The sequence below is a fragment of the Streptomyces sp. NK08204 genome (assembly GCF_020400585.1).
In the GTDB taxonomy this organism is placed as follows: domain Bacteria; phylum Actinomycetota; class Actinomycetes; order Streptomycetales; family Streptomycetaceae; genus Streptomyces.
Map to the genome: position 1 here is coordinate 137,949 of NZ_JAINVF010000014.1, position 24,666 is coordinate 162,614.

Here is a 24,666-nt window from a genome sequence, read left to right on the forward strand (position 1 = left end):
TTCCGCAAAGGGATTCGGAGTGGACGACGACCGGGCGGAGGACGTCGCGGCGAACGGAGCGGCGGCGGACCTACTGGCCCACTTCTCCGTATGCGGCGAGCAGGACGGCGGGGTCCGGGCCCTCCAGGACGGTCGGCTTGGCCAGCCCGTCGAGGACGATGAAGCGCAGCAGGTCACCGCGGGACTTCTTGTCGACCTTCATCGTCTCCAGCAACTTGGGCCACTGGTCGTAGCGGTAGCTCAGCGGCAGGCCGACCGATTCGAGGATCGTCCGGTGCCTGTCCGCCGTCGCGTCGTCCAACCGGCCCGCCAGGCGGCCGAGTTCGGCGGCGAAGTGCATGCCGACCGCCACCGCGGCGCCGTGCCGCCACTTGTAGCGCTCGTTCTTCTCGATGGCGTGACCGAGCGTGTGGCCGTAGTTGAGGATCTCCCGCAGCCCCGACTCCTTGAGGTCCGACGAGACGACCTCGGCCTTCACACGGATCGAGCGTTCGATCAGCTCGGCCGTGTGCGGGCCCGCCGGGGTCCGGGCGGCCTCGGGGTCGGCCTCGATGAGGTCGAGGATCGCCGGGTCGGCGATGAAGCCGGCCTTGATGATCTCCGCGAGCCCGGAGACGTAGTCGTTGACCGGCAGGGAGTCCAGCGCGGCCAGGTCGCACAGCACGCCGGCCGGCGGGTGGAAGGCGCCGACGAGGTTCTTGCCCTCGGCGGTGTTGATGCCGGTCTTGCCGCCGACCGCCGCGTCCACCATGGCCAGCACGGTGGTGGGGACGGCGATCCAGCGCACCCCGCGCAGCCAGGTCGCGGCGACGAAACCGGCCAGGTCCGTCGTCGCGCCGCCACCGACGCCGACGATGACGTCGGTGCGGGTGAAGCCGGACTGACCGAGCGCCTTCCAGCAGTAGGCGGCGACCTCGGCGGTCTTGGCCTCCTCGGCGTTCGGCACCTGGATGGCGATCGCCTCGTAGCCCTGCCCGGCCAGGTCGGCGCGCAGCGCGTCACCGGTCTCGGCGAGCGCCTCCGGGTGGACCACGGCCACGCGCTTGGCCTTCTGGCCGATCAACCCGCCCAGCTCGCCCAGGAGCTGCCGGCCGACCAGCACCTCGTAGGGGTCGGTGCCCGCGGTGCCGGCGACCTGGATCCGGGTGACTGCCTCGCTCATGCTTCCTTCAACTCCAGTGCGTCCAGCGCTGCTTGGGTGACCTCTTCAGGGGTACGGCCGTCCGTCGCCACGACGGCGGTCGCCACCTCCTCGTACAGGTGCCGCCGGGCCTCCATCAGCTCGCGCCACTGCTTGCGCGGGTTGACCGCGAGCAGCGGCCGGGCCACGTTGAGGCCGGTGCGCCTGACGGCCTCCTCGACGTCCATGGAGAGGTAGACCACACGGTGCCCGGTGAGAAGTGCACGCGTGTCCGCGTCGAGGACCGCCCCGCCGCCGAGCGCGAGGACGCCCTCGTGCTCGGCGAGCGCGGTGTGCACGGCCCGCTTCTCGATCACACGGAAGGCGGGCTCGCCGTCCTCCACGAAGATGTCGGCGATGGTGCGCCCCTCGTCGGCCACGATGTCGTCGTCGGTGTCGCGGTAGCCGACCCCGAGCCGCTCGGCCAGCAGTCGGCCAACGGTGGACTTGCCCACGCCCATCGGTCCGACGAGTACGACCGCAGGCACGGCGCTCACCGGATGTGGAGGTTGTCGAGGTACGACCGGACGTTGCGGCGGGTCTCCGTGACGGAGTCGCCGCCGAACTTCTCCGCGACCGCGTCGGCCAGGACGAGCGCCACCATCGCCTCCGCGACGATGCCCGCGGCCGGCACGGCGGAGACGTCGGAACGCTGGTGGTGGGCCTGGGCCGCCTCGCCGGTGGTGACATCCACGGTCTTCAGGGCGCGCGGCACGGTCGCGATCGGCTTCATCGCGGCCCGCACCCGCAGCAGCTCGCCGGTGCTCAGGCCGCCCTCGGTGCCACCGGCCCGGCCGGAGACGCGCCGGATGCCCTCGGGCGTGTTCACGATCTCGTCGTGCGCCTTGGAACCGGGCGTCCGGGCCAGCTCGAAGCCGTCGCCGATCTCGACGCCCTTGATCGCCTGGATGCCCATCACAGCACCGGCGAGACGGGCGTCCAGCTTGCGGTCCCAGTGCACGTGCGAGCCGAGCCCCACCGGAACCCCGTACGCCAGCACCTCGACCACGCCGCCGAGCGTGTCACCGTCCTTGTGGGCCTGGTCGACCTCCGCGACCATCGCCTTCGAGGTGTCGGCGTCCAGGCAGCGCAGCGGGTCGGCGTCCAGCTTCTCGACGTCGGCCGGCGTGGGGTACACGCCCTGCGGGGCCTTCACGGAGCACAGCTCGACGACGTGCGAGACGATCTCGATACCGGCCGTCTCCTTCAGGTACGACCGGGCGACCGCGCCGAGGGCCACCCGGGCAGCGGTCTCGCGGGCGGAGGCACGCTCCAGGATCGGCCGGGCCTCGTCGAAGCCGTACTTCTGCATACCGGCGAGGTCGGCGTGGCCGGGCCGGGGGCGGGTCAGCGGCGCGTTGCGGGCGAGGCCCGCCAGGATCTCGGGGTCGACCGGATCGGCCGACATCACCTGCTCCCACTTGGGCCACTCGGTGTTGCCCACCATGATCGCGACCGGGGAACCGAGGGTCAGCCCGTGCCGGACACCGCCCAGGAAGGTGACCTCGTCACGCTCGAACTTCATCCGCGCGCCACGGCCGTACCCGAGGCGCCGCCGAGCCAGGTGGTCCGCCACCATCTCCGTGGTGATCGGCACGCCGGCGGGAAGGCCCTCCAGCGTCGCGACGAGTGCGGGGCCATGAGACTCCCCCGCGGTCAGCCAACGCAGCCTGCTCAACGAAGCTCCTCAGTGTTCGCGCCCGGTACTGCCCTGCGTACGCGTGTCTTCGCGTACGGCGACGGCGCGACCGGATGCGCGACCCCGGCCCGCCATCTCCGATCCTCCCACGTCCGCGGGCAGGAACCGGTGCCCGGTCCAGCAGACGGGACGGAGCGGCGGAAAAACCGGGCGCGGTTCAGCGTGCCGCGAGCGCCTGCTCACCGGCGTGCCGCATGGCCTCCAGGGGGGCCGGGGAGCGGCCCGTCATCTGTTCGACCTGCAGCACGGCCTGGTGGACCAGCAGGTCGAGGCCACTGACCACGGCGCCGCCGACCATGGACCAGCGGGCCGCCAGCTCGGTCGGCCAGGGGTCGTAGAGGACGTCGAAGAGGGTGGCCGGACGCTCCGGTACGGCGGCGGCGAGGGCGTCCGTGGTGCCGGCGGGCGTGGTGGCGATCACCAGCGGGGCGCGCAGGGCCTCGGCGGCGTCCGTCCAGTCGGCGGTGCGGACATCGACGTCCAGCCGTTCGCCCCACTGCCGCATCTCGGCGGCGCGGGCCTCGCTGCGGACGTAGGCGACGACCTCGCCGGTGCAGATCCGGGCGAGCGCGGCGAGCGCGGAGGAGGCGGTGGCGCCGGCGCCGAGGATCGCGGCGGAGCCGACCTGTTCGATGCCGTGCTCCCGCAGGGCGGCCACCATGCCCGGGATGTCGGTGTTGTCGCCGAGCCGGCGCCCGTCCTCGGTGAAGACGACCGTGTTGACGGCGTCCACAGCGGCGGCCGTGTCGCTGATCCCGTCCAGCAGCGGGATGACCGCCCGCTTCAGCGGCATGGTCAGCGACAGCCCCGCCCACTCGGCCCCGAGCTTCTCGAGGAAGCCGGGCAGCGCGGCCTCGTCGACCTCGAAGCGGTCGTACGACCAGTCGGTGAGCCCGAGGGCGTCGTACGCGGCCCGGTGCAGCACCGGGGAGAGGGAGTGGGCGATGGGCGAACCGAGCACGGCGGCCCGGCGGGCGTCAGTTGCCCGAGCTGGCATTGAACTTGTCCTTGAGCTTCTCGAAACCCCGTGCACGTACTCGCACCCGACGCCACACCTTCAGGCCAGCCCACCGTTAGGCGTAGTCGGTCCTGCTGACACACGTGCTTGTAAACACGTCTGCGCTACCGTATTCGCCAATGCAGGCTTCGATGACGACCTTTCTCCCTTCCGGTATCCAGGTACGATTAGTGCTCACGCATGTGCCAGACCCGTTGGGGTTCCAGTCATACCCCTGCCATCCGTAACCGTCGACCCAAATCCTGCCAACCGCGGAATGACCGTCTGCCTTTTCGTCGCAGACATCGTCGCGATCACCGTAGGATGCCCAACCGACGAGCGCTCCGCCCTCCGAAGAATGGATAATTCCGTCAGCGTGGGCCGGCGCTACCGCAAAACCGACGAGCGCTGCACCCATAGCCGCAATGGATCCAAGTCGAGAGATTTTCACGCTTCTCCTTCATCCATAAAACAAAAAAGATGACCCCCCGCAGGCAGCGATCACCATTTCAAGATTAACACACCTCTACGAGCTCGCACAGACAGGCGTGCGCTCACGGGCGCGGTTCTGGGCGGCCGTCCCAGCGGTGTCGAGGACTTCCTGCTGCCCACCGGCAGCCCCCGGGCAACCCCCGAGGACCTTATGACCCCGACCACTTAGAACACCGTTGACCACCTGCCAGCGGCCCCGCACCGGGCGTCCCATCCGCGGCGGAGCCAACAACGGCTCGATCATCGCCCACGACTCATCAGTCGCAACGTCCAGGCCGCATTCGACCTTCGTGAGTCGGGCCGTGTCATCAGTTTTTGTTCCTCGACGCCGTCCACTCCTCGACCAGCTTTTCGTGGTCCGCGTACGTCTTGGTGAACCTGGTCGTCGTGCCGTCCATCGAGATGAAGTAGTACCACCCGTCGTGCGTCGGGTTGAGCGCTCCCTGGATGGCTTCTTCGCCAGGGTTGTCGATGGGACCGGGCGGCAATCCCTTGTCGTGGTACGTGTTGTACGGGTTGTTGTACTTGCGTACCTCAGCGATGGTCAGGTCGAGCTTGCTCTGGTTCTTCACATAGTTGTACGTGGAGTCAAACTCCAGCGCGCCGTAGGTCTCGGGGTTCCCAGGCTTGAGGCGGTTGTAGACCACTTCGGCCATCTTCTCGAAGTCCTCGTGGCTCCTGCCTTCGGCCTGCACCAGGCTCGCCACGGTGAGCAGCTGCCAGGGGCCGTCGAGCCCCAGGCTCTGGGCCCTCTTCTCCAGGCCGAGCTCCGCGTACTTCTCCTTGGCCCGGTCGACCATCGACTTCAGGACGGCCTGGGGCTTCTGGCCCTTGGTCACCGCATAGCTGGAGGGGAAGAGGAACCCTTCCAGCGGGTCATGCAGATTGGGGTGGTTCAGCGCCCAAGCAGGCAAGCCCAGGGACTTGTAGCCGTCCTTGGCAACCTTCGCCGTGGTGCCCGCCGGCACCTTGAGGCGCTTGTCGATCATGGCGTAGACCGCCACGTTGCGCGTGCCCTCGGCGATGATCAGGTTGCTGCGGCTCTTCGGGCTGAGCATCAGTTCCACCGCGCTGGCCGCCGACATGTGCTTCTGCAGCGTGTAAACGCCGTCCTGGAGCGACTTGCCGTCGGGGTTGGCCTGCTGGGCGGAGACGAACGCGTCGACGCTTTCGACGACGCCGGCCTCCTTCAGCTTCTGGCCGATGACGTACCCGCCCGCGCCCTTCGGGATCTCGACCACCACCGTCTCGCCGTTGCCACTGCCCGCGTAGTCCGGGGCCGGGCCGAAACGATTTTGGTAGAACTTGTAGCCGAAATACCCGACTCCGCCCAGGCCGCCCCCGAACACCAGGACGACCACCATGCAGGCGCAGCCGGTACGGCGCTTCTTGCTCTTGACCGGTTTCCGGCCCTTGCCGCGCCGGTCGCCCCGGCCGCGGCGGCTCTCGGACTCGTCCTCGTCCTCGTCGTCCCCGTCGTCCTCGCCGCCATTGAAGAAGGCGTGCTCGCCCTGGTCCTCCCCCGGGTCCCAGCCGGTCTCCGGGTCGGGGTCCGGGCCCGGCTGCGGCTCCGGGCGCCTGCGGCCGGGCGGCATGGGCGGTGGGTAGGCGTCGTCGGTGCCGTAGAAGTCGGGCTGCTCCCCGCCGTAGGCCGTCGGACTCTGGCCGTACGGGTCACCGGGGTCGGCGGCGTACGGCACCTGGCCGTGGGTGCCGGTCGCGTCCCAGCCGCCCTGGTACTGGCCGTCCTGGTACTGCTGGTACTGCTGCTGGGTCTGACCGGGGAACTGCTGGTCGTACTGCGGCCGGTCCTGTCCGTCGTAGTACGGGTACTGCTGCCCGCCGTACCCCGCCTGCTGCTCCTGGGACCAGTCGCCGTACTGCGGCTGCTGCGGGTACTGCTGCGGCTGGCCGCCGTAGGCGGACTGCTGACCCACGTGGGTCTGCCGTCCTCCCCATCCGCCGTCCCCGTACAACGGGTCCTCGGGATGCCACGGTTCGGAGCCTGGGCCCCGGCCATACTCAGTCATCGATCCCCTAGAGCCGCGAGGCCGACCGGTCACCGGCCGGTCGGCCCGCTTCCGTTCCACCTCTTGCTGTGCCCCGGCTGTCGAACACCGGCGCATCGCGCGGAACGTTACCGTATCGCGATCAGATGACCACTTCGACGTCCTCGCCGGGTGGTTTACCTGACACCCGTTCGGATTCGAGGGCTTGCTGAAGGATGATGACGGCCGCGGCCTGGTCGATGACGGACCGGCCCTTCTTGGACCTGACACCCGAGGCGCGCAGTCCCTGACTTGCCGTCACGGTCGTCATCCGCTCGTCCACCAGGCGGACCGGCACCGGCGTGATGCCCTTCGCCAGCTCCTGGGCGAAGGCCCGGACCTTGACGGCGGCCGGGCCCTCGCCCCCCTTGAGGGAGCGGGGGAGGCCGACGACGACCTCGATCGGTTCGTACTCCTCCACCAGTTGCCGCAGCCGGCGGTGGGCGGCCGGGACGTCCCGGCCGGGGACGGTCTCCACCGGGGTGGCGAGGATCCCGTCGGGGTCGCACGAGGCGACCCCGATACGGGCGTCCCCGACGTCGATCGAGAGCCGACGTCCTCTGCGCATCTTCTCGGCCGTTTCCTGCTCAGCGTCCTACTTGGCGGTCTCGGCGACCAGGCGTTCGACGGCCTCGACGGCCTCGCCGACAGCGGCGGGGTTCTGGCCGCCGCCCTGGGCGACGTCGGGCTTGCCGCCACCGCCGCCGCCGAGCGTCTTGGCGGCGGTACGGACCAGGTCACCGGCCTTCAGGCCACGCTCGCGGGCGGGCTCGTTGGTGGCGATGACCGTCAGCGGCTTGCCGTTGTTCACCGTGAAGAGGGCGACCACGGCGGCCCGGCCACCCTGGATCCGGCCGCGCACGTCGAGGACCAGCTTGCGCAGGTCGTCCGGCGTGGTGCCGTCCGGGACCTGTCCGGTGACGACGGCCACACCGCGCACGTCCTTGGCGGACTCGGCAAGACCGGCGGCGGCCTGAAGCACCTTCTCGGCGCGGAACTTCTCGATCTCCTTCTCGGCGTCCTTCAGCTTGCCGAGCATGGCGGAGACCTTCTCCGGCAGCTCCTCCGGACGGCCCTTGATCAGCTCCTGGAGCTGGGCGACGACCGTGTGCTCACGGGCGAGGAAGTTGTAGGCGTCGACGCCTACAAGGGCCTCGATACGGCGCACCCCCGAGCCGATGGACGACTCGCCGAGCAGCTTCACCAGGCCCAGCTGGGCGGTGTTGTGCACGTGCGTGCCACCGCACAGCTCCTTGGAGAAGTCGCCGATGGTCACGACGCGCACGCGCTCGCCGTACTTCTCGCCGAACTCGGCGATGGCGCCCTGCTTCCTGGCGTCGTCGATGCCCATGATCTCGGCGTGCACGTCGAGGTCGCGGGCGAGCACCTCGTTGATCTTCTGCTCGACGTCGGTCATCACCGCCGTCGGAACGGCGGACGGGGAGCCGAAGTCGAAGCGGAAGCGGCCGGGCTGGTTCTCGGAGCCGGCCTGGGCGGCCGTCGGGCCGAGGGCGTCACGCAGGGCCTGGTGGGTCAGGTGGGTCGCCGAGTGGGCGCGGGCGATGGCCTTGCGGCGGTGGGCGTCGATGGAGGCGTGGGCCTTGGCACCGACCGTCACCTCGCCGACCTGGACGACGCCCTTGTGGACGTACACGCCCGGGACCGGCTTCTGGCAGTCACGGACCTCGATGACGGCACCGGAGTCGATCCGGATCCGGCCGGTGTCTCCGATCTGGCCGCCGCCCTCGGCGTAGAACGGGGTGCGGTCGAGGACGATCTCGACCTCGTCGCCCTCGGCGGCGGCCGGGGAGGAGACGCCGTCGACCAGGATGCCGACGACGGTGGACTCGCCCTCGGTGTCGCTGTAGCCGATGAAGTCGGTCTCGCCGGCGGTGTCGGCGATCTCGCGGTAGGCGCCCATGTCGGCGTGGCCGGTCTTCTTGGCCTGGGCGTCGGCCTTGGCGCGCTCCCGCTGCTCCTTCATCAGGCGGCGGAAGCCCTCCTCGTCCACGGAAAGGCCCTGTTCGGCGGCCATCTCCAGGGTGAGGTCGATCGGGAAGCCCCAGGTGTCGTGGAGCAGGAAGGCCTTGTCGCCGGCAAGGACCGTGCCGCCGGCGGCCTTGGTCTCGGTCACGGCGGTGTCGAGGATGTTGGTGCCGGCCTTCAGCGTCTTGAGGAAGGCGGCCTCCTCGGCGAGGGCGACCTTCTCGATGCGCTCGCGGTCCGTGATCAGCTCGGGGTACTGCCGGCCCATCATGCCGATGACGACGTCGATCAGGTCCTTGACGACGGGGCCGGTGGCGCCGAGCAGGCGCATGTTGCGGATGGCACGGCGCATGATGCGGCGCAGCACATAGCCGCGGCCCTCGTTGCCCGGCGTCACGCCGTCGCCGATCAGCATGGTGGCCGTGCGCATGTGGTCGGTGACCACACGCAGGGACACGTCCGAGGCGTGGGCGTCGCCGTAGCGGACGCCGGTCAGCTCGGTGGCCTTGTCGATGACGGCCATGGAGGTGTCGATCTCGTACATGTTCTGCACGCCCTGCAGAATCATGGCGAGCCGCTCCAGGCCGAGGCCCGTGTCGATGTTCTTGCTCGGCAGGTCCCCGAGGATCTCGAAGTTGTCCTTGCCGGTGCCCTCGCCACGCTCGTACTGCATGAAGACGAGGTTCCAGATCTCCACGTACCGCTCGTCGTTGACGGCGGGGCCGCCCTCGACGCCGAACTCCGGGCCGCGGTCGTAGTTGATCTCGGAGCAGGGGCCGCACGGGCCGGGGACGCCCATGGACCAGAAGTTGTCCTTCATGCCCAGGCGCTGGATGCGTTCCTTGGGCACGCCGACGACCTCGTGCCAGATCTGCTCGGCCTCGTCGTCGTCCTGGTAGACGGTGATCCAGAGCTTCTCCGGCTCCAGGCCGTAACCGCCCTTGTCCTGGGGCGTGGTGAGCAGCTCCCAGGCGAGCTTGATGGCGCCTTCCTTGAAGTAGTCGCCGAAGGAGAAGTTGCCGCACATCTGGAAGAACGTGCCGTGGCGCGTGGTCTTGCCGACCTCTTCGATGTCGGGTGTGCGCACGCACTTCTGCACGCTGGTGGCGCGCGGGAACGGCGGCTTGACCTCGCCCAGGAAGTAGGGCTTGAAGGGCACCATGCCGGCGGGGACGAGGAGCAGAGTCGGGTCGTCCGCGATGAGCGACGCCGAAGGCACGACGGTGTGCCCGCGCTCCTCGAAGAAGCTCAGCCAGCGGCGGCGAATCTCGGCCGACTCCATCAGTGGTCCTCATTCCGGTTGTACGAGTACGTCGGGGTTTCGATGTACTTCGGGCTGGTGCGGTTCTCGATGGCGGTGTACCGCCGGGGCGCGGGGAGTTCGGGGCTCTCGTGGATACCGAGGGCGTCTTCGAGCTCGGCCTCCCGCTGGGCCATGTTGTCGCGGACGTCGAGCGCGAAGCCGACCGCGCGGTCCTTCAGGCGCTGACCGGTCTCCAGGGCCTTGTTCGCCGCGGTCGCGGCGAGGCTCTCCGGGGTCAGCTGCTTCAGCTTGCGGTTGACCTTGGTGGTGGCCCACACACCTGCGGCGACACCCGTGGTGAACCAGAACGTACGGCGGAACATCGCTCGGTCTCAGTCCCTCTTCCCGCGGAGGTTTCTCTTGTCCCGCCGGGCGGCCGGGACGGTCCGGCCCACGATCACGGTACGCCTCGGCGTCCGCGCGGGCACGTCCTCCTTGCGGCCGCCCAGGGCCCGCCGCACGCCGTAGCCGAAGGCGGCGACCTTGACCAGCGGGCCGCCGAAGGTGGAGGCGACGGTGGTCGACAGCGCGGAGGCGTTCGACGTGACCTCCTGGACGTCGGAGGCGATCGCGTCGACCCGGTCGATCTGGGTCTGCGCGGACCGCACGGTCGCGGAGGCGTCGGCCAGCAGCGGGACGGCCTGCTCGGTCACGTCCGCCACGAGCTTGGTGGTCGCCTTGAGCGTCTGGGCCAGCCTCGCCAGTGCGACGGCGAGGAAGGAAACCAGGATCGCCCAGAAGACGGCTACCAGGATCCCGGCCACCTCTCCACCGGACACTGTGCGCACCCGCTCCCTGAAACGTGCTCTGACATCGGAACCGTGAAAAAAGCAGTGCACCGAGCCTATCGCGCCGGGACTGACGCTCCATACCGGATTCCGGTGCGCGGGAGGGGGAGTTACGAGAAGCGATTGTACGGAATGAACATGGTTCAGCACGTACCGTGCCCGCAGGTGAGGTCCTCGGCGCCGCGGTCCCTCCGCGGGCACCGGTCCGCCCCTCGAACTGACCTTTCTCGTCGGACGCCCGACGGAACGGGACGCTCTGGCGCACGTCCTCGCGCCGCGGGCGGGCTGCGGGAGGGGCAGGCCCGGACCGGGAAACGCGAACCCGCCGCCTCGCCCACCCGGAAGGGTGGGGAGACGGCGGGCTGAGGTGCTGCGCCGGGGCTGGGATCAGCGGGCGTAGTACTCGACGACGAGCTGCTCGTCGCAGATCACCGGGATCTCCTTGCGGTTCGGCTCGCGGTCCAGGCGGAACGCCAGGGCCTTGAGGTTCACCTGCAGGTAGCGGGGGGTCTCACCGTCGGCGGCGAAGCCACCCTCACGGGCGATCGTGAAGAGCGTCTTGTCCTTGGAACGGTCGCGGACCTGCACGACGTCGTCCGGGCGGACGCGGAAGGACGGCTTGTCGACCTTCTGGCCGTTGACCTGGATGTGGCCGTGGACGACCATCTGGCGGGCCTGGTAGATCGTGCGAGCGATGCCCGAACGCAGGACCAGCGCGTCAAGGCGACGCTCCAGCTCGACGATCAGGGCCTCGCCGGTCTTGCCCTGCACCTTGGAGGCACGCTCGTAGGCGCGGACCAGCTGGCGCTCGGAGATGTCGTACTGCGCGCGCAGACGCTGCTTCTCCAGCAGACGGACCTTGTAGTCGGAGGTCTGCTTGCGGCCACGGCCGTGCTCACCCGGCGGGTACGGACGGGCCTCGAAGTACTTGACGGCCTTCGGGGTCAGCGCGATGCCGAGGGCACGCGACTTCTTGACCTTGGGGCGGGACTGATTCGCCACTGTCTTTCGTCTCTTTCGTAGTTTCGGCTCGTCAGGGTTACGGAGGTCGCATCCGCAGCCGGGAAAACCCGTCGGGTCCGCAGGGGACCTGTCGGGCAGCCGCTTCCCTGGTCTGGGCACATACGTGCAGCACGCGAGTGGCCCACCGACCTCTCCGGGGACCCGGGTGGTGGTGGGCTGCCCGCGACACCGTTCGACGGTGCGCGACGCTCCTGGAGTCGATCCGTGAAGGACCGGATCTCCGGCCGGCTGTCCTGCTCTGACAGCACAGGACTCAGCACTTCACAGCAGTCTACAGGGTGGTCACGACCGGTTTCGACCGAGGTGCTTGCGGGTCCATTCGACCGCGTCGGCGTATCTGGCCTCGGCCCCGTGCCGGGTCGGGGTGTAGTAGGTGCGGTCCTTCAGCGCGTCCGGGGCGTACTGCTGCTGGGCGATGCCCTCGGGCAGGTCGTGCGGGTACACATAGCCCTGGGCATGGCCGAGCTTGGCCGCGCCCTTGTAGTGCCCGTCGCGCAGGTGCGGCGGCACCGGGCCGGCCAGCCCCTTGCGCACGTCCTCCAGGGCGGCGCCGATCGCGGTGGTCGCGGAGTTGGACTTCGGAGCGAGCGCCAGGGCGATGGTGGCGTGGCTGAGGGTGAGGGCGGCCTCGGGGAAGCCGATCATGGCGACGGCCTGGGCCGCTGCGACCGCGATGGGCAGGGCGCTGGGGTCGGCGAGACCGATGTCCTCGCTGGCGGAGATCATCAGGCGGCGGGCGATGAACCGGGGGTCCTCGCCGGCCTCGATCATCCGGGCCAGGTAGTGCAGCGCCGCGTCCACGTCCGAACCCCGGATCGACTTGATGAGGGCGCTGGCGACGTCGTAGTGCTGGTCGCCGTCGCGGTCGTACTTCACCGCGGCCCGGTCGACGGTCTGCTCCAGGGTCCGGAGACTGATCCCGGTCTCGCCCTGATCGAGGGCGGCGCCGGCGGCGGCCTCCAGGGCGGTCAGGGCACGGCGGGCGTCGCCGCCGGCGATGCGCAGCAGGTGCTCCTCGGTGTCCTCGGGGAGGGTGACGGCGTTCTTCAGGCCGCGTTCGTCCGTGAGGGCCCGCCTCAGCAGGCCCCGGAGGTCGTCGTCGGTGAGGGGTTCGAGAGTGAGCAGGAGGGAGCGGGAGAGCAGCGGGGAGATCACCGAGAAATACGGGTTCTCCGTGGTGGCCGCGATCAGGGTCACCCAGCGGTTCTCGACGGCGGGGAGCAGGGAGTCCTGCTGGGCCTTGCTGAAGCGGTGGATCTCGTCCAGGAAGAGAACGGTCTCCTTGCCGAAGCCGCCGGCGGCGCGGCGGGCGCCGTCGATGACCGCGCGGACCTCCTTGACGCCGGCGGTGATCGCGGACAGCTCCACGAACCGCTTGTCGGTGGCCTTGGAGACGACATAGGCGAGCGTCGTCTTGCCGGTGCCGGGCGGCCCCCACAGGATCACCGAGGACGGTCCCGCCGGGCCGCCGTTGCCCTCGCCGACCAGTCTGCGCAGCGGGGACCCCGGCTTGAGCAGGTGTTGCTGGCCCACCACCTCGTCGAGAGTGCGCGGGCGCATACGGACCGCCAGGGGGCTGGCTGCCGGGTCCTTCTCCTGGCGTTCCTCTGCTGCGGCGGTGAACAGGTCGGGTTCCACACCGGAAACCCTATGTCACCCCGCTGACAGTGTGGTCCGGGCTGTCAGCTGGTCCAGAAGTCCCACCAGCGGGTCAGGATGAGCATGCCGATGATGCCGGTGTGCAGGACCGGCAGCACCCAGGTGAACTCGCCGAAGAAGGACTTCAGCCCGCGCGGGACCGGCAGCAGGTCGTTGCGGATGTTGAACGAGGTGACGTACCAGAACATGGTGATCGTGGCGACCCAGGCCAGCGAGCACCACAGACACAGCGCGTTGATCCGGTACAGGGACTGGAACTGCAGCCAGGTGCAGAAGGCGACGCCGAAGAGGGTGCCGAGGTTGAAGGTCAGCCAGTACCAGCGCGGGAAGCGGGCGCGGGTCAGCAGGCTCACACCGACGCAGATGACGATGCCGTAGGCGACCAGGCCGAGCATCGGGTTGGGGAAGCCGAAGGCGGCGGCCTGCTTGCTCTCCATGACGCTGCCGCAGGAGACGACCGGGTTGAGGCTGCAGCCGGGGGTGTAGGTCTTGCCCGCGACCTTCGCTTCCAGGATCTTGAACTTGTCGATCGTGATGACCCAGGAGGCGAGCAGTCCGGCCGCGCCGGCGATCACCAGCAGCAGGGCGAACGCGCGGCTGCCGCCCACCGCACGGGACGCGCCGGGGGTGTGCTCGGGACCGGGCTCCGTGGAGACGTCTTTGACTGAGGTCTTGCTCATCTTGCCGATTCCGTCAGTTGGACCATCTTCGGGCAGGACGCTCATTGTGCCGCACGGACCTGTGCGTCCACCGTTCGCTGCGCATAAGTACCTCGAAAGAGAAGGGCGCCGGGGGTTTTCCCCGGCGCCCTCTGCTGTACCGCCCGGACCGGGCTAGCCGAGCCGCGACTCCAGTTCCGCCACGATCTCGTGCACGCCGACCGCCGTCTGCTCGCCGGACTCCAGGTCCTTGAGCTGGACGACGCCCTCGGCGAGGTCGCGTTCGCCGGCGACGATCGCGTACCGCGCGCCGCTGCGGTTGGCGTTCTTCATGGCACCCTTCAGCCCCTTCCCGCCGTACGAGAAGTCCGCCGCGACGCCCTGCTTGCGCAGCTCGGTGACCTTGGCGAACAGGACCCGGCGGGCCTCCTCGCCGAGCGGGACGGCGTAGACGCTGGTGGCGGACGGGATGTCGAGCTCGACGCCCTCCGCCTCCAGGGCGAGCACCGTGCGGTCGACACCGAGGGCCCAGCCGACGGACGGCAGCGCGGGGCCGCCGATCATCTCGGAGAGGCCGTCGTAGCGACCGCCTCCGCCCACCGCGGACTGGGAGCCCAGGCCGTCGTGCACGAACTCGAAGGTGGTGCGGGTGTAGTAGTCGAGGCCGCGCACCAGCTTCGGGTCGTCCTGGAAGGCGACGCCCGCCGTGGTGATCAGCTCGCGGACCTCCTCGTGGTACGTCTTGCAGCCGTCGCACAGGTAGTCCCGCAGCAGCGGCGCGCCCGTCAGCTGCTTCTGGACCGACTCGCGCTTGTCGTCCAGGACGCGCAGCGGGTTGATGTCGACCCGGCGGCGGGTGTCCTCGTCCAGGTCGAGCCCGCGCAGGAAGTCCTGGAGCGCGGCCCGGTACACCGGACGGCACTCCTTGTCGCCCAGCGAGTTCAGCAGGATGCGGAAATCGCTCAGGCCCAGGGAGCGGTACGCCTGGTCGGCCAGGATGATCAGCTCGGCGTCGAGAGCCGGGTCCTCCGCGCCGATCGCCTCGGCGCCCACCTGGGAGAAGTGCCTGTAGCGGCCCTTCTGGGGGCGCTCGTAGCGGTAGTACGAGCCGGAGTACCAGAGCTTGACCGGGAGGTTGCCGCTCTTGTGCAGGTTGGCCTCCAGCGCGGCGCGCAGCACGGAGGCGGTGCCCTCCGGACGCAGGGCCAGCCTGTCGCCGCCCTTCGTCTCGAAGGCGTACATCTCCTTCGTCACGATGTCGGTGGACTCACCGACACCGCGTGCGAACAGTTCGACGTTCTCGAAGCCAGGGGTCTCGATGTAGCCGTAGCCGGAGTTGCGCAGCGGGGCGGCGATCGCCTCGCGGACCGCCAGGTACTTGGCGGAGTCCGGCGGGATCAGGTCGTAGGTGCCCTTGGGGGCCTTGAAGGTGCTCACGGAAGTCTTTCGTCACATTCCTCGTCGGGGAGCGTCGACGTCCGCTCCCAGGCCGGCGGCCACCTGCCGCAGATACGGGTTGGTGGCGCGCTCCTGGCCGATGGTCGTCTGGGGACCGTGTCCGGACAGCACCACGGTGGAGTCGTCGAGCGGCAGGCACACGCGGGCCAGCGAGTCGAGGATGTCCTCCATGGAGCCACCGGGCAGATCGGTGCGTCCGATGGAGCCGGCGAACAGCAGATCCCCGGAGAAGAACACCGACGGGATGTCGGCGGTCTCGGGCATCCGGAAGGTCACCGACCCCTTGGTATGGCCCGGTGCGTGGGCGACGGAGAACTCCAGCCCGGCCAGCGGAAGCACGGCGCCGTCGGTCAGCTCCCTGACGTCGTCCGGCTCCCCCACGGTCAGCTCGCCCATCAGCGGCATGCCGATGGACCGGCCGAACGCCTTCGCGGGGTCGCTCATCATGTACCGGTCCTCGGGGTGGATCCAGGCAGGCACGTCGTGCGCGCCGCACACGGGGACGACCGAGGCCACATGGTCGATGTGGCCATGGGTGAGGACGACGGCGACGGGCTTGAGCCGATGCTTCGCGAGTGCTTCCTCGACGCCTTGGGCGGCCTGGTGGCCGGGGTCGATGATCACGCACTCCTCACCAGGGGCGGGGGCGACGAGATAACAGTTCGTCCCCCAGGCCCCGGCGGGGAACCCGGCAATGAGCACGATCGTCCTTCGGTGTGTCGATTCACAGGCGTACAGGCGGCTGCAGGTGCAGTCAGAGCCTACCGGCGCTGCCGTTTCCACAGCGAACCCATATACGGTACGGGGCTACACGCAGCGATCGGCTCACAAGACGCACGCGTACCGCTCGAAACACATCGACACACGACTCGCATAGGAGAGAACCCGGTGGTCAGCCAGGAGCAGCGGCGGCGTCAGCTCGCCCGGGAGAAGTTCTTGCGGCAGCAGCAGCGTCGCACCCAGGCGCGGCGCAAGGCGCGCATGCGCAACTCCGTGATCGCGTCGGTGCTCGGCGTGGTCGTGATCGGCAGCGTGGCGCTGTACACGACCGGGGTGCTGAAGAACGACGACGACAAGAAGTCGAACGCGAGCGCCGAGGCCACGCCGAGCGCCGCCCCGACCAGCAAGGCTCCGGACCCGTGCGCGAAGCCGGCGGCCGGCTCGGTGAAGAAGCTGAGCTGGAAGAAGGAGCCGGCGATGACGATCGACACGTCGGCGAAGTACGCGATGAAGCTCTCGACGACGTGCGGTGACATCGGCATCGCGCTGAAGACGGCGGCGGCTCCGCACACCGTGAACTCCTTCGCCTTCCTGGCGGGCAAGGGCTTCTTCGACCACACCAAGTGCCACCGGCTCACCGCCGAGGGCATCTTCGTGCTGCAGTGCGGCGACCCGCAGGGCACGGGCATGGGCGGGCCGGGCTACACCATCCCGGACGAGAACCTGAAGGACGCCAGCCTGAAGGGCAACAAGTACCCGGCGGGCACGGTGGCGATGGCCAACACGGGCCAGAAGCACACCGGCGGCAGCCAGTTCTTCCTCGTGTACAAGGACAGCCCGCTGCCGCCGAGTTACACACCGTTCGGCACGGTCGACGCGGCGGGCATGAAGGTCCTGGACAAGATCGCGAAGGCGGGCACCCAGCCGGCCGACGCGACCACGGGCAACACCGCCCCGAACGCGACCGTGGTGATCAACAAGGCGACGGTCACCAAATCCTGACGTCCAGGACGCGGGCAGCGGAATTCGGTCGCGCTGGATGCGGACAGGCAACCCGCTGGTCGCCTATGTTGGCCGTGACGAAACTGTGGACGATGCCCGGGGGTGCTGAGGCCCCCCGCAGGCATCATGTGGAGGAGGCGCTGTGAGCAGCGACCCGTGGGGCCGCGTCGACGAGACGGGGACCGTGTACGTGCGTACGGCCGACGGCGAGAAGGTCGTCGGTTCCTGGCAGGCCGGCTCCCCCGAGGAGGCGCTTGCCTACTTCGAGCGCAAGTACGAGGGCCTGGTTGTCGAGATCGGCCTCCTCGAGAAGCGAGTGAAGACCACCGACCTGTCCGCGAAGGACGCCCAGACCGCGATCGGCCACCTGCGCGAGCAGGTGGACGCGCACCACGCGGTCGGCGACCTGGACGCGCTGCGCAGCCGTCTGGACAAGCTGGTGGCGACCGTCGAGTCCCGGCGCGAGGAGCGCAAGCAGCAGCGGGCCAAGCAGTCCGACGAGGCCCGCAAGGCCAAGGAGGATCTGGTCACCGAGGCCGAGCAGCTGGCGCAGTCCGACCAGTGGCGGGCCGCCGGTGAGCGGCTGCGTGCCCTCGTGGACACCTGGAAGGGGCTGCCGCGGCTGGACCGCAAGTCCGACGACGAGCTGTGGCACCGCTTCTCGCACGCCAGGTCGGCGTTCTCCAAGCGCCGCAAGGCGCACTTCGCGCAGCTCGACGCGCAGCGCGAGGACGCCCGCAAGGCCAAGGAGCGGCTGGTCGCCGAGGCGGAGGCGCTGTCCGGTTCGACGGACTGGGGTCCGACGGCGGCCCGCTACCGCGAGCTGATGTCGGAGTGGAAGGCCGCCGGCCGCGCCCAGCGCGAGCACGAGGACGACCTGTGGAACCGCTTCCGCGGCGCCCAGGACGTGTTCTTCGCCGCCCGCAGTTCGGTCTTCGCCGAGCGGGACGCGGAGCAGTCGGAGAACCTCAAGCTGAAGGAGGAGCTGGCCGAGGAGGCCGAGAAGCTCCTGCCCATCGAGGACCTGAAGGCCGCGCGGGCCGCCTTCCGCTCGATCAACGAGCGCTGGGAGGCCATCGGCCACGTGCCGCGGGACGCGCGTCCCAAGGTCGAGGGCCGGATGCACACGGTGGAGCGGGCCATCCAGGAGGCCGAGGAGGCCGAGTGGCGCCGCACCAACCCGGAGGCACGCGCGCGTGCCGAGGGTCTGACCGGTCAGCTGCAGGCCGCGGTGGACAAGCTGAAGGCGCAGATCGAGCAGGCGCGCGGCCAGGGCAACAACGCCAAGGCCGACAAGCTGGAGAAGGAGCTGGAGGGCCGTCAGGCGCTCCTGGACCAGGCTCTGAAAGGCCTGCAGGAGTTCGGCGGCTGATCCCCGCATCACGTATGTGAAAGGCCCCGTACGCGTCGTACGGGGCCTTTCACATACGTGTTCAGGACCGGGTGCGCCCCGAGGTCACCCGGTACACGTCGTACACGCCCTCCACGCCCCGTACCGCCTTCAGGACGTGGCCCAGGTGCTTCGGGTCGCCCATCTCGAAGGTGAACCGGGACGTGGCGACCCGGTCGCGGGAGGTCTGGACGGCCGCGGAGAGGATGTTGACGTGCTGGTCGGACAGGACGCGGGTGACGTCCGACAGCAGCCGGGAGCGGTCCAGCGCCTCGACCTGGATGGCGACCAGGAACACCGAGGACTGGGTGGGCGCCCACTCGACGTCGAGGATGCGCTCCGGCTCGCGGGAGAGCGACTCGACGTTCACGCAGTCGCTGCGGTGCACCGAGACGCCGCTGCCACGCGTCACGAAGCCGATGATCGGGTCGCCGGGTACGGGCGTGCAGCAGCGGGCCAGCTTGACCCACACGTCGTCGACGCCCTTGACGACGACGCCCGGGTCGGCGGTGGAGCGGCGCTTGCGGCTGCGGCTGCGGGACGGCGGGACCGTCTCGTCGATCTCCTCGGTGGCCGCCTCCTCGCCGCCGAGGGCCTGGACGAGCTTCTGCACGATGTGCTGGGCGGAGACGTGCCCCTCGCCGATCGCCGCGTACAGGGCGGAGATGTCCGAGTACCGCATCTCGTGCGCGAGGGTGACGAGGGAGTCGCCGGTGAGGATGCGCTGGATCGGCAGGTTCTGCTTGCGCATGGCCCGCACGATGGCGTCCTTGCCCTGCTCGATCGCCTCGTCGCGGCGCTCCTTGGAGAACCAGGCCCGGATCTTGTTGCGTGCCCGGGGCGACTTGACGAACCCGAGCCAGTCGCGCGACGGGCCCGCGCCGGGCGCCTTGGAGGTGAAGACCTCCACCAGGTCGCCGTTGTCCAGGGTGGACTCGAGCGGTACCAGGCGGCCGTTGACCCGCGCCCCTATGGTGCGGTGGCCGACCTCGGTGTGGACGGCGTACGCGAAGTCCACCGGTGTGGCCCCGGCCGGCAGCGCTATGACGTCGCCCTTGGGTGTGAAGACGAAGACCTCGTTGCGTGAGAGGTCGAAGCGCAGGGACTCCAGGAACTCGCCGGGGTCCTCGGTCTCCTTCTGCCAGTCCAGCAATTGCCGCAGCCACGCCATGTCGTTGATGGCGTCCTTGTCCTTGGCCGACGCCTTGGGCGCGTCCGTACGGACCTTGGAGGCGCCGGCGACGGCTTCCTGCTTGTACTTCCAGTGGGCGGCGATGCCGTACTCCGCGCGACGGTGCATGTCGAAGGTGCGGATCTGGAGTTCGACGGGCTTGCCGCCCGGCCCGATGACCGTCGTGTGCAGCGACTGGTACATGTTGAACTTGGGCATCGCGATGTAGTCCTTGAACCGGCCGGGGACCGGGTTCCATCGCGCGTGCACGGTGCCGAGGGCGGCGTAGCAGTCACGGACGGTGTCGACCAGGACGCGGATGCCCACCAGGTCGTAGATCTCCGCGAAGTCACGACCACGGACGATCATCTTCTGGTAGACGCTGTAGTAGTGCTTCGGGCGGCCGGTGACCGTCGCCTTGATGCGGGCGGCCCGCAGGTCGGCCTGGACCTCGTCGGTCACTATGGCGAGGTACTCGTCCCGCTTGGGCGCCCGCTCGGCGACGAGCCGCACGATCTCGTCGTACATCTTGGGGTAGAGGATCGCGAACGCGAGGTCCTCCAGCTCCCACTTGATGGTGTTCATGCCCAGTCGGTGGGCGAGCGGCGCGTAGATCTCCAGCGTCTCGCGCGCCTTCTTCTCCTGCTTCTCGCGCTTGAGGTAGCGCATGGTGCGCATGTTGTGCAGGCGGTCGGCGAGCTTGATGACCAGGACGCGCGGGTCCTTGGCCATCGCGACGACCATCTTGCGCACGGTCTCGGCCTGCGCGGCCTCGCCGAACTTGACCTTGTCCAGCTTGGTGACGCCGTCCACCAGCAGGGCGACGACGTCGCCGAAGTCACGGCGCAGGTCCTCCAGGCCGTACTCGGTGTCCTCGACGGTGTCGTGCAGCAGCCCCGCCATGAGCGTGGCCGGGTCCATGCCCAGTTCGGCGAGGATGGTGGTGACGGCGAGCGGGTGCGTGATGTACGGGTCGCCGCTCTTGCGTTTCTGACCCCTGTGCCAGCGCTCGGCGACCTGGTAGGCGCGCTCGATCTGACGCAGCGTCGAGGTCTCGATCTTGGGGTCGTTGCTGCGCACTATCCGCAGCAGCGGCTCCAGGACCGGGTTGTACGGGTTCGCGCGCTGCACGCCGAGCCGGGCGAGGCGGGCGCGGACGCGGTTGGAGGAGCCGCTGCGGGTGGGCTGGGCGGTGGCGGGACGCAGGGGCGCCGGTTTGGGGCGCGCGGTCTCGGTGGTCTTCTCGACGGGCGCGGACTGGGCGTGCTCGACCCTCCCGCGCGTGTCGTTCTTCGCGTCGGACGCGTTGGGCGCGGGCTTGGCCGCGGCGGCCGAGGCCTGCTCGGGCTTGGCGGCGGTCAGTGGCTGGGCCTCGTCTGGCAAGAGGACTCCTCGTGCGCGATCCGGGTCCCCCGGTCAGGCTCCGGAAGACCCCATGGTAGCGATCCTGGGCCTGGTCATCGCCTGCAGGATGGAGTGGGGACCGTCTGTTCGTGAAACGCGCCGGGCGTCCTGCGGATTCCGCGAGGTGGCCATGAGGTGCTGTCCGGGGGCGGCGGGTGCCCGAACGGCGACGGCCGCCCCGGTGCGGTGCCGGGGCGGCCGTACGGTGATCAGCCGGGTCAGATCTGGAGGAGTGCCTGAAGCGGGGAGCCGTTCAGGGACGCTTCCAGGCGGGCACGGCCGCCGAGGAAGCCCAGTTCCATCAGGACGGCGAGGCCCGAGACCTCGGCGCCGCCCCGCTGGATGAGCTGGATCGCGGCCTCGGCGGTGCCGCCCGTGGCCAGGACGTCGTCCACGATCAGCACACGGTCGCCGGGGGTCAGGTCCTCGGCGTGGACCTCGATCTCGGCCGAGCCGTACTCCAGGTCGTAGGCCTGGCGCAGGGTCGCGCCGGGCAGCTTGCCCGCCTTGCGGACCGGGATGAAGCCCAGACCGGCACGGACGGCGACCGGGGCGCCCAGGATGAAGCCACGGGCCTCCAGACCGACGACCTTGGTGGAGCCGGTCTCGGTGGCGATCTCGGCCAGCGCGTCGGTGAGGGCCGTGAACGCCGCCGGATCCGCGAGCAAGGGGGTGATGTCCTTGAACATCACGCCGGGCTCGGGATAGTCGGCCACGTCACGGATGCGGCTGAGCAGCAGCTCCTGGATGCCGGTCATCGGCGCTTCCCGGAGGCGCGGCCACGGCCCCGGCCGCGGGGTCCGGACTGGCTGCGCTGGCCGACGACGGCGGGCGCGGCGTCCTCCGGCTCGTCCGCGGCGCCGCGGGTCTCCACGAGGTCCTCCTCGGCGGCGGCCTGGGCCCGCTTGGCCAGGACCCGCTTGCGGAGGGCCTTCATCGCCGGCTCGCGCTCCTTGAGGTCGGCGACGAGCGGCGTGGCGATGAAGATCGAGGAGTACGCGCCGGCCGCGAGGCCCACGAACAGCGACAGCGAGATGTCGTTCAGCGTGCCGGCGCCGAGGAAGCCGCCACCGATGAACAGCAGGCCCGCCACCGGCAGCAGCGCCACCACGGTGGTGTTGATCGAACGGACCAGGGTGCCGTTGATCGACATGTTGGCGATGTCGCTGTAGGTGTAGCGGGTCTGCTTGGTGATGTCCTTCGTCTGCTCCTTGAGGCTGTCGAAGACGACGACCGTGTCGTAGAGCGAGTAACCGAGGATCGTCAGCAGACCGATGACGGTACCGGGCGTGACCTCGAAGCCGACGAGGGCGTAGATGCCGGTCGTGATGGTGATGTCGTGGATCAGCGCGACCAGGGCCGCGATGGCCATGCGCCACTCGAAGGCGATCGCCAGGTAGATCACCACGAGGACCATGAAGATCGCCAGGCCCTCCCAGGCCTTGTTGGCGATCTGCTCGCCCCAGCTCGGGCCGACCAGGTCGGCGGCGAGCTTCTCCGGGTTGAGCTTCAGGTCCTTGGCCAGGGTCTGCTTGATCTGGTCGGACTTGTCGGTCTCGATGCCGGCGATCTGGATGCGCAGGCTGCCGTTGCCGAGCTTCTGGACGATCGCCTCGTGCCCGGCGGCGTCCCTGGCGTACTCCTCCGCCTTGGCCACCGAGGTGCTCATGTGCGTCGGGGTCGTGAAGACCGCGCCGCCGCGGAACTCGATGCCCATGTTCAGGCCGCGCACCGCCAGGCCGAGGACGGCCGTGATGGTGATCAGGATCGAGATGCCGTACCAGATCTTGCGCTTGCCGACGAAGTCGTAGCTGATCTCACCACGGTGCAGTCGGGCGCCGAGGCTGCCGAGTTTCGACATCGCTCACGCTTCCTTCGGGTCGACAGAGCCGGTGGCGGGACCGGCGGGACGGCGGGTACGGCGCAGCGGCGGCTTGGCGCCCAGGCTCTTCGGGTCGAGCCCGGACCACTTGTGGCCGTTCGCGAAGAACTTGCGGCGGGCGAGGAGCGTCATCAGCGGCTTGGTGAAGAAGAAGACGACGACCACGTCGAGCACAGTGGTCAGACCCAGCGTGAACGCGAAGCCCTGCACCTTGCCGACGGTGACGATGAACAGCACCGCGGCGGCGAGGAACGACACGAAGTCGGAGACCAGGATCGTGCGCCGCGCTCGCGGCCAGGCCCGCTCGACCGCGGGGCGCAGCGAGCGGCCCTCGCGGATCTCGTCCCGGATGCGTTCGAAGTAGACGATGAACGAGTCGGCGGTGATACCGATGGCCACGATGGCACCGCAGACGGCCGGCAGGTTCAGCGCGAAGCCGATGGCCGGGCCGAGCAGCGACATGATCACGTAGGTGAGGATCGCGGAGACCACGAGGGAGGCCATCGCCACGATCGAGAGGCCGCGGTAGTAGGCGACCAGGTAGATCACGACCAGGGCCAGGCCGATCGCGCCGGCGAGCAGACCGGCGTGCAGCTGCTCACCGCCGAGCGCGGCGGTCACCGTGGTGACGGTGTCCTCCTTGAAGGACAGCGGCAGGGCGCCGTACGACAGCATGTTGGCGAGGTTCTGCGCCTCCTGCTGCGTGAAGCGGCCGGAGATCTCGGCCTGGCCGCCGACGATGGCGGTGCTCACACGCGGGCTGGAGACGACCTGGCCGTCGAGGACGATGCCGAACTCGTTCTGCGGCTCCTGGTTCTTGGCCAGCTCACCGGTGACGTTCGCGAACTTCTTGGACCCGCTGGAGTTGAAGTTCATCTGCACCTGCCAGCCGGCGGCGCCCTGGGTGTCGAAGACGGCGCGGGCCTTCTTGACCTCGGTGCCGTCGACGGCGGCCGGGCCGAGCACGTACTTGTACCAGACCTTGTCGATCTCGCCGCAGGCCACGGTGGGCTCGCTGGGCTTGGCGTTGGTGCCGGCCTTGGCACGCTCGGCGGGCTTGGAGCAGTCCAGGGCGGCGTACTGGGCCTGGAGCCTGCTGGTGGAAGTGCTGCCGCTCGCGGACGCGGACGGGCTGGCGGAGGGCTTCGCGCTGGACGAGGCGCTCGGCGAGGCGCTGGAGGACGAGGAGGCGTTCGGCGAGGCGGACGGCGACGGCGTGGCGTCGGCCTTCAGCGCGTCGGTGACCGCGCGGCCCTGGGAGGTGGCGGTGGCGGTCGGGGCCGCGGAGGAGGACGAGGACGAGGACGCCTTCGGCTTCGGCGACCCGCTCGCGGAGGGGTTGGGCTTGGTGGTTCCGCTGGGCGAGGCACTCGGCGAGGGCTTCTGCGCGGCGGTGCCGGTGGGCTCGGTGGCGAGCACCGGGCGGAAGTACAGCTTGGCGGTGGTGCCGACCTGCTCCTGGGCCTGCTTGGAGTTGGTGCCCTTGGGGATGTTGACGATGATGTGGTCGTTCCCCTGGGTCTGCACCTCCGCCTCGGAGACGCCCAGGCCGTTGACACGGCGGTTCATGATGTCGACCGCGGTGTCCATGTTGGCCTTGTTGATCGCCGACCCCTGGTCGGCCTTCGCCTTGAGCGTGATGCTCGTACCACCGGCAAGGTCGATGCCGAGACGCGGAGTGGTGTTTCCGGAGGCGAACATCCCCCCGGTGAGCGCCACGATGGCGATCAGGATGAGGGCCAGCGAGCGCCCTGGCTTGCTCTGGGCGCTCGCGCTCCGGCCCCTCTTAGGTGCTGCCACCTTCT

At 69.5% G+C, this 24,666-nt stretch carries 20 protein-coding genes; 2 read left to right on the forward strand and 18 right to left on the reverse strand.

The window, feature by feature from the left end; translation table 11 throughout:
• Positions 1 to 70 precede the first annotated feature (70 nt).
• The 14 genes from aroB to K7G59_RS21910 all read right to left on the reverse strand — a co-directional run bounded on the left by aroB (position 71) and on the right by K7G59_RS21910 (position 15,994).
• The gene (gene aroB / locus K7G59_RS21845) at positions 71 to 1,162 is read right to left on the reverse strand and encodes a 3-dehydroquinate synthase (RefSeq protein WP_225836747.1); all 1,092 of its coding nucleotides are present in this window, start codon (positions 1,160 to 1,162) and stop codon (positions 71 to 73) included.
• Positions 1,159 to 1,641 (reverse strand): shikimate kinase, encoded by a 483-nt coding sequence (locus K7G59_RS21850; RefSeq protein ID WP_225836804.1) that lies wholly within the window; start codon positions 1,639 to 1,641, stop codon positions 1,159 to 1,161. The genes aroB and K7G59_RS21850 overlap by 4 nt, the downstream gene beginning before the upstream one ends.
• Positions 1,642 to 1,673: 32 nt before the next feature.
• On the reverse strand, positions 1,674 to 2,858 hold the full coding sequence (aroC, locus tag K7G59_RS21855) for a chorismate synthase (RefSeq protein ID WP_225836749.1): 1,185 nt from the start codon (positions 2,856 to 2,858) through the stop codon (positions 1,674 to 1,676).
• 178 nt (positions 2,859 to 3,036) lie between these two features.
• Entirely contained in the window at positions 3,037 to 3,876 is an 840-nt protein-coding gene (locus tag K7G59_RS21860) for a shikimate dehydrogenase (protein ID WP_225836751.1), read from the reverse strand.
• An 800-nt stretch (positions 3,877 to 4,676) separates the two neighbouring features.
• A complete protein-coding gene (gene mltG, locus K7G59_RS21865) occupies positions 4,677 to 6,398 on the reverse strand; it encodes an endolytic transglycosylase MltG (RefSeq protein WP_225836752.1) in 1,722 nt (573 codons plus the stop codon).
• 121 nt (positions 6,399 to 6,519) lie between these two features.
• A complete protein-coding gene (ruvX, locus tag K7G59_RS21870; RefSeq protein ID WP_225836754.1) occupies positions 6,520 to 6,984 on the reverse strand; it encodes a Holliday junction resolvase RuvX in 465 nt (154 codons plus the stop codon).
• Between the two features lie 27 nt (positions 6,985 to 7,011).
• Complete coding sequence (alaS, locus tag K7G59_RS21875) at positions 7,012 to 9,684, reverse strand: alanine--tRNA ligase (protein WP_225836755.1); 2,673 nt, start codon at positions 9,682 to 9,684, stop codon at positions 7,012 to 7,014.
• Positions 9,684 to 10,028, reverse strand: coding sequence for a hypothetical protein (locus K7G59_RS21880; RefSeq protein WP_225836757.1), 345 nt, complete (start codon positions 10,026 to 10,028; stop codon positions 9,684 to 9,686). Before K7G59_RS21880 ends, alaS begins: the two co-directional genes overlap by 1 nt.
• 9 nt (positions 10,029 to 10,037) lie before the next feature.
• Entirely contained in the window at positions 10,038 to 10,484 is a 447-nt protein-coding gene (locus K7G59_RS21885) for a DUF948 domain-containing protein (protein WP_225836759.1), read from the reverse strand.
• Between the two features lie 396 nt (positions 10,485 to 10,880).
• The gene (rpsD, locus tag K7G59_RS21890) at positions 10,881 to 11,495 is read right to left on the reverse strand and encodes a 30S ribosomal protein S4 (RefSeq protein WP_225836760.1); all 615 of its coding nucleotides are present in this window, start codon (positions 11,493 to 11,495) and stop codon (positions 10,881 to 10,883) included.
• A gap of 303 nt (positions 11,496 to 11,798) precedes the next feature.
• Positions 11,799 to 13,154 carry a replication-associated recombination protein A gene (locus K7G59_RS21895; RefSeq protein ID WP_225836762.1) on the reverse strand — a complete coding sequence of 452 codons (1,356 nt, stop codon included), beginning with the start codon at positions 13,152 to 13,154 and terminating at the stop codon, positions 11,799 to 11,801.
• A 44-nt stretch (positions 13,155 to 13,198) separates the two neighbouring features.
• Complete coding sequence (locus K7G59_RS21900; protein ID WP_225836764.1) at positions 13,199 to 13,855, reverse strand: vitamin K epoxide reductase family protein; 657 nt, start codon at positions 13,853 to 13,855, stop codon at positions 13,199 to 13,201.
• A 153-nt stretch (positions 13,856 to 14,008) separates the two neighbouring features.
• A complete protein-coding gene (gene hisS / locus K7G59_RS21905; protein WP_225836765.1) occupies positions 14,009 to 15,271 on the reverse strand; it encodes a histidine--tRNA ligase in 1,263 nt (420 codons plus the stop codon).
• Between the two features lie 12 nt (positions 15,272 to 15,283).
• On the reverse strand, positions 15,284 to 15,994 hold the full coding sequence (locus K7G59_RS21910) for an MBL fold metallo-hydrolase (RefSeq protein ID WP_225836767.1): 711 nt from the start codon (positions 15,992 to 15,994) through the stop codon (positions 15,284 to 15,286).
• Positions 15,995 to 16,180: 186 nt separating this feature from the next.
• Here K7G59_RS21910 and K7G59_RS21915 point away from each other — a divergent pair, with 186 nt between their 5' ends.
• Together K7G59_RS21915 and K7G59_RS21920 are read left to right on the forward strand one after the other, a co-directional pair.
• Complete coding sequence (locus K7G59_RS21915) at positions 16,181 to 17,014, forward strand: peptidylprolyl isomerase (protein ID WP_225836769.1); 834 nt, start codon at positions 16,181 to 16,183, stop codon at positions 17,012 to 17,014.
• 142 nt (positions 17,015 to 17,156) lie between these two features.
• Complete coding sequence (locus K7G59_RS21920) at positions 17,157 to 18,386, forward strand: DUF349 domain-containing protein (protein WP_225836770.1); 1,230 nt, start codon at positions 17,157 to 17,159, stop codon at positions 18,384 to 18,386.
• A 61-nt stretch (positions 18,387 to 18,447) separates the two neighbouring features.
• Here K7G59_RS21920 and K7G59_RS21925 read toward each other — a convergent pair whose 3' ends face one another.
• From K7G59_RS21925 to secD, 4 genes are all read right to left on the reverse strand, one after another.
• Positions 18,448 to 20,958 carry a bifunctional (p)ppGpp synthetase/guanosine-3',5'-bis(diphosphate) 3'-pyrophosphohydrolase gene (locus tag K7G59_RS21925; RefSeq protein WP_225836771.1) on the reverse strand — a complete coding sequence of 837 codons (2,511 nt, stop codon included), beginning with the start codon at positions 20,956 to 20,958 and terminating at the stop codon, positions 18,448 to 18,450.
• A gap of 239 nt (positions 20,959 to 21,197) precedes the next feature.
• On the reverse strand, positions 21,198 to 21,737 hold the full coding sequence (locus K7G59_RS21930) for an adenine phosphoribosyltransferase (RefSeq protein WP_225836772.1): 540 nt from the start codon (positions 21,735 to 21,737) through the stop codon (positions 21,198 to 21,200).
• Positions 21,734 to 22,840 (reverse strand): protein translocase subunit SecF, encoded by a 1,107-nt coding sequence (secF, locus tag K7G59_RS21935; RefSeq protein ID WP_225836773.1) that lies wholly within the window; start codon positions 22,838 to 22,840, stop codon positions 21,734 to 21,736. The genes K7G59_RS21930 and secF overlap by 4 nt, the downstream gene beginning before the upstream one ends.
• Positions 22,841 to 22,843: 3 nt before the next feature.
• Positions 22,844 to 24,661, reverse strand: coding sequence for a protein translocase subunit SecD (secD, locus tag K7G59_RS21940; protein ID WP_225836774.1), 1,818 nt, complete (start codon positions 24,659 to 24,661; stop codon positions 22,844 to 22,846).
• Between the last annotated feature and the right edge of the window lie 5 nt (positions 24,662 to 24,666).

What these genes read in the sequence shown, in the direction of transcription:
- K7G59_RS21900 (WP_225836764.1), bottom strand. Translation starts at nt 13,855, where the DNA reads ATGAGCAAGACCTCAGTCAAAGACGTCTCCACGGAGCCCGGTCCCGAG.
- K7G59_RS21880 (WP_225836757.1), bottom strand. Translation starts at nt 10,028, where the DNA reads ATGTTCCGCCGTACGTTCTGGTTCACCACGGGTGTCGCCGCAGGTGTG.
- ruvX (WP_225836754.1), bottom strand. Translation starts at nt 6,984, where the DNA reads ATGCGCAGAGGACGTCGGCTCTCGATCGACGTCGGGGACGCCCGTATC.
- alaS (WP_225836755.1), bottom strand. Translation starts at nt 9,684, where the DNA reads ATGGAGTCGGCCGAGATTCGCCGCCGCTGGCTGAGCTTCTTCGAGGAG.
- K7G59_RS21850 (WP_225836804.1), bottom strand. Translation starts at nt 1,641, where the DNA reads ATGGGCGTGGGCAAGTCCACCGTTGGCCGACTGCTGGCCGAGCGGCTC.
- aroB (WP_225836747.1), bottom strand. Translation starts at nt 1,162, where the DNA reads ATGAGCGAGGCAGTCACCCGGATCCAGGTCGCCGGCACCGCGGGCACC.
- K7G59_RS21860 (WP_225836751.1), bottom strand. Translation starts at nt 3,876, where the DNA reads ATGCCAGCTCGGGCAACTGACGCCCGCCGGGCCGCCGTGCTCGGTTCG.
- K7G59_RS21930 (WP_225836772.1), bottom strand. Translation starts at nt 21,737, where the DNA reads ATGACCGGCATCCAGGAGCTGCTGCTCAGCCGCATCCGTGACGTGGCC.
- secF (WP_225836773.1), bottom strand. Translation starts at nt 22,840, where the DNA reads ATGTCGAAACTCGGCAGCCTCGGCGCCCGACTGCACCGTGGTGAGATC.
- mltG (WP_225836752.1), bottom strand. Translation starts at nt 6,398, where the DNA reads ATGACTGAGTATGGCCGGGGCCCAGGCTCCGAACCGTGGCATCCCGAG.